At 42.1% G+C, this 4,546-nt stretch carries 5 protein-coding genes; all 5 read left to right on the forward strand.

What is annotated here, in order from left to right; genetic code table 11:
• On the forward strand, nt 1-1,007 hold a 1,007-nt coding region (gene serC, locus Q1V93_RS06290), incomplete at its 5' end, for a 3-phosphoserine/phosphohydroxythreonine transaminase (protein WP_300662892.1).
• Between the two features lie 119 nt (nt 1,008-1,126).
• Entirely contained in the window at nt 1,127-2,092 is a 966-nt protein-coding gene (locus Q1V93_RS06295) for a D-2-hydroxyacid dehydrogenase (protein ID WP_300662896.1), read from the forward strand.
• Between the two features lie 11 nt (nt 2,093-2,103).
• The gene (locus Q1V93_RS06300; protein ID WP_300662898.1) at nt 2,104-3,339 is read left to right on the forward strand and encodes a DUF1015 domain-containing protein; all 1,236 of its coding nucleotides are present in this window, start codon (nt 2,104-2,106) and stop codon (nt 3,337-3,339) included.
• A 1-nt stretch (nt 3,340) separates the two neighbouring features.
• A complete protein-coding gene (locus Q1V93_RS06305) occupies nt 3,341-4,003 on the forward strand; it encodes a YggS family pyridoxal phosphate-dependent enzyme (protein ID WP_300662900.1) in 663 nt (220 codons plus the stop codon).
• Nucleotides 4,000-4,546: DUF1684 domain-containing protein (locus Q1V93_RS06310; protein WP_300662902.1), on the forward strand; the 547-nt coding region annotated here is incomplete at its 3' end. The genes Q1V93_RS06305 and Q1V93_RS06310, both read left to right, overlap by 4 nt.

Here is a 4,546-nt window from a genome sequence, read left to right on the forward strand (position 1 = left end):
CAGATGCAGTATTGGACTTCAACGGGTTGTCCATCCTGGAAGTTTCTCACAGAAGTAAAGACTATGAGGCTGTCATGCAGGAAGCTCGTGATTTAGTCAAAAAAGCATTAAACATTTCGGACGATTATGAAGTGCTTTACTTACAAGGTGGTGCAACATTAGGATTTACAATCGCTGCACTGAACATGATGCGTGCTACGAAAAAAGCAGGATACATCAATACGGGAACCTGGGCTTCAGGAGCAATCAAAGAAGCGAAGAAAGTAGGGATTGATGTAAACGTATTTGCTTCTTCGGAAGATAAAAACTTCAGCTACATTCCTAAGAATCTTCAGATTCCTACGGATGCGGATTATATTCACTTCACTTCCAACAACACGATCTTCGGTACTCAATTCAAAGAGTTTCCTAAAACGGATCTTCCGTTGGTGTGTGATATGTCTTCGGATATTTTCTCCAAAGAGATCAACGTTTCTGATTTTGATTTGATTTATGCAGGTGCTCAAAAGAATTTAGGACCGGCCGGAGCAACCTTATACATTGTGAAGAAAGATGTTCTTGGGAAATCCACATCTCCATTCATGCCAAGTTATCTGGATTTGAAACAACATGCTGATAAAGATTCCATGTACAACACGCCACCGGTATTTTCCGTATATGTTGCGATGTTGAACTTAAGAGATCTATTGGCAAACGGAGGTGTTCCGAAAATGGCATTGAAAAACCAGGCAAAAGCAAAATTACTATATAGTGAAATCGATGCAAACCCGTTATTCCAGGGAACGGCAGCAACAGAAGACCGTTCGGAAATGAATGTCAACTTCTTATTGACAAACGACGCATTGAAAGACACATTCGATGCTGCGTGGAAAGCAGCCGGAATTATCGGGTTAAACGGACACCGAAGTGTAGGTGGTTACAGAGCATCTATGTACAACGCATTGGAGCTGGACAGCGTTCAGGTTTTGGTGGATGTTATGAACGAATTCTCTAAAAAACACGGATAAGAACCAGCATAGCTGGTGAAGACTAACGCTCTCTCTGGAAAGACAGAAAAGCCAAGGGATATAGAACTAATGAATTATTGATAACCCCTTCTGATTTAGGACAAAACGAAATAAGAATTATGAAAATACTAGCAAACGACGGAATTTCAAACGAAGGAAAAGTTGCACTCGAAAAAGCAGGTTACACAGTCATTACAGACAAAGTTGCACAAGATGATCTGATTGATTATGTCAATGCAAATAACGTGGAGATCATTTTGGTACGCAGTGCTACAACTATCAGACAAGTTGTGATTGATGCCTGTCCGGGATTGAAACTCCTTGGAAGAGGCGGTGTCGGGATGGACAACATTGACGTTGCTTATGCAATGGAAAAAGGCTTATCCGTGATCAATACTCCGGCGTCTTCTTCGCAATCCGTTGCAGAATTGGTAATGGGGCATTTATTTGCAGGAGCACGTTTCTTACACGACTCTTTCAAACAAATGGAAAGCGGAGATTTTTCCGCATTGAAGAAAAAATATGCGAAAGGAATCGAATTGCGCGGAAAAACAATCGCCATTGTAGGTTTTGGACGCATCGGTCAATCGTTGGCAAGCTACGCTTTGGGTTGCGGAATGAAAGTGATCGCGGTAAATAATCACGACATTACGGCTGAGATTCCTTTAACCATTCACGGTGTCGGAGAAATCAAAGTCAACATTCAATCCACTCACGATTTGCATGCTGCATTGAAAGAAGCAGATTTCATTTCCTTACACATTCCGAAACAAGCTGACGGAAGTGCTGTGATCAAAAAAGCAGAATTCGACCTAATGAAAAAAGGAGTTGTTTTAGCAAATGCTGCCCGTGGCGGAGTGATCGACGAAAGTGCGTTACTGGAAGCAATCTCGGAAGGAAAAGTTGCTTATGCCGGATTGGATGTATTCGAAAACGAACCGAATCCAAGAGCAGACTTATTGAACAATGAAAAAATCGGAACAACTCCGCATATCGGAGCTGCAACCGGTGAAGCTCAGGATCGCATCGGTTTGGAATTAGCGGATCTAATTGTAAAACAATTTGGAGTTCAGGTTCCTGCTTAGTCGTATCAAGAATGTCCGAAATCCACCCCTTTAAGGCTATTCGTCCGACAAGAGATAAAGCTCAATTGGTTTCAACACGGCCACTTGCTGCTTATCGCAAGCACATTTTGCGTGCAAAGCTGGACGAAAATCCTTATACCTTTCTACACATCATTCATCCGGAAGGCGATAAAGAACACCATTCCAAAGCCAATTCCGTAGAACGTTTTGAAGCTGTCAAATCACGCTTCGAGTCTTTTATCGACGAAGGAATTCTGATCCAGGATACCGAAGATTCCTTCTATGTTTACAGACAAACGAAGGGAACACATCAGTTTACCGGCGTGATTGCCGGAGTAAGCGTGGAAGAATACCGCAATGACCTGATCAAAAAGCACGAAGCTACAATTACATCGCGCGAATCCATGTTTACCAATTACCTGAATATCACCGGATTCAATGCCGAGCCGGTTCTTCTGGCGCACAAGCATTTACCGGAATTGGATAAATACCTGGAAAAAGTCACTAAAGCGCGACCTGAATACGAGTTTTCGACAACTGATAAAATCAAACATGAATTGTGGGTGATTCCTGCGGCGAAAGATCCGAAATTGATTTCGATCTATTCAGGCCTGAAAGAATTGTATATCGCTGACGGGCATCACCGTTCGGCCTCTTCTGCCCGCTTAAAAGATACGATCAAGAAGAACAAGCAAGTCTCCTTTCCGAACCAGGATTTCTTTCTTGCTTATTTGATTGACGAACAAAAACTGGAAATCCTCGAATTTCAGCGTTTGGTGAAACATCTGAACGGTTTATCTGCCAAAAGTTTCTTAAGTGCGTGTGAGCCTTATTTTGAAATTGAAGAATTAAAAAAAGCCAGAAGACCGGAAAAACAGCATGAAATTGTTTGTTTACTGGGGAAATCTGCCTATTCGTTCAAAGCAAAGCAGGCAATCACTCAAACCAAAGATGTGGTGAAACAACTGGATGCTCAAATTCTAACCGATTACATCCTCACTCCTATTTTAGGAATCGAAGATCTGAAAACCAGCAAGGATATTGACTTTGTTCCGGGAACAAAAGAACTGAAGCGAGTGGTTGACCTGGTTAGAAAAGACGATTTCAAAGTCGGATTTTTACTCTATCCGGCATCCATTGATGAGGTGAAAGAAGTAGCGGATCAGGGCGGAATCATGCCGCCGAAATCAACCTGGGTTGAACCGAAAATGAGAAGTGGTCTCACCATTTATAATATCAACGAATAAGATGTCTTTAGCTGAACGAATTCAAACACTGGAAAATGAACTCGACGGTTCTGCCGTTTTGGTTGCCGTTTCAAAAACAAAACCTGCTTCTTTGATACAGGAAGCTTATGATGCCGGACAACGTGTTTTCGGAGAGAACAAAGTGCAGGAAATGGTGGATAAATGGGAAGTGCTTCCGAAAGACATTCAGTGGCATTTGATTGGTCATTTACAAAGCAATAAAGTAAAATACATCGCGCCGTTTGTTTCCCTGATTCATTCGGTTGATAGTTTCAAATTATTACAGGAAATCAATAAACAAGGAGAAAAGGCGGGCCGGGTAATTCCGTGCCTGCTTCAATTTCACATTGCACAGGAAGAAAGTAAATTCGGACTTTCTTTTGAAGAAGCGGAGGAAATTCTCCAAAGCAGGGAATTCGTTGAAATGCATCACGTTTCCATTCACGGATTGATGGGAATGGCCAGTTTTGTAGAAGACGAAGAGCAAATCCGGGATGAATTCCGGAACCTGCACAACTATTTCGCGATTCTGAAAAGCAACTATTTTAAATACAATCCTGATTTCACCATTCTTTCCATGGGAATGAGCGGCGATTACAAAATTGCACTGGAAGAAGGAAGTACGATGATTCGCGTTGGAAGCTCATTATTCGGAAGCAGATGAAACAAGTAACACTTTTGGCAGCATTTCTATTCTTCGCAGCAAGCGGGTTTTCCCAGGAATCGTATGCCGACAGCCTGACCAAAGAGCGTAAAAAGCATGAAAAAGCTTTTCTTTCGGAAGTATTAAACGAAGAAGAACGGAAGATTCATCCGGAAATCTGCTTCTTCCCGATTGATCAATCATTTGTGGTAACTGCATCATTCACCAAAGAAGTAGGCGCAGCATTTGTCATGCCGACAACCGGAAATCGTCCGGCTTATTACCGGAAAGTGGGGTTTCTTTCGTTTACAGTGAACGATACGCTTTGTAAACTGAATGTGTATCAGAATTTGGATCTGGCAGGAAAAAAGGAATATAAAGATTACTATTTCGTTCCGTTCAAGGATGGAACCACCGGACTCTCAACTTACGGTGCCGGTAAATACCTCGATTGTTATTTCAAGAAAAAAGCCAAAACGGTGAAACTGGATTTCAATGCTTCCTATCACCCGTATTGCGCTTATTCCGATCGTTACTCCTGCCCCATTGTTCCGAAGGAAAATA

This window comes from Fluviicola sp. (genome assembly GCF_030151805.1).
GTDB lineage: Bacteria > Bacteroidota > Bacteroidia > Flavobacteriales_D > Crocinitomicaceae > Fluviicola.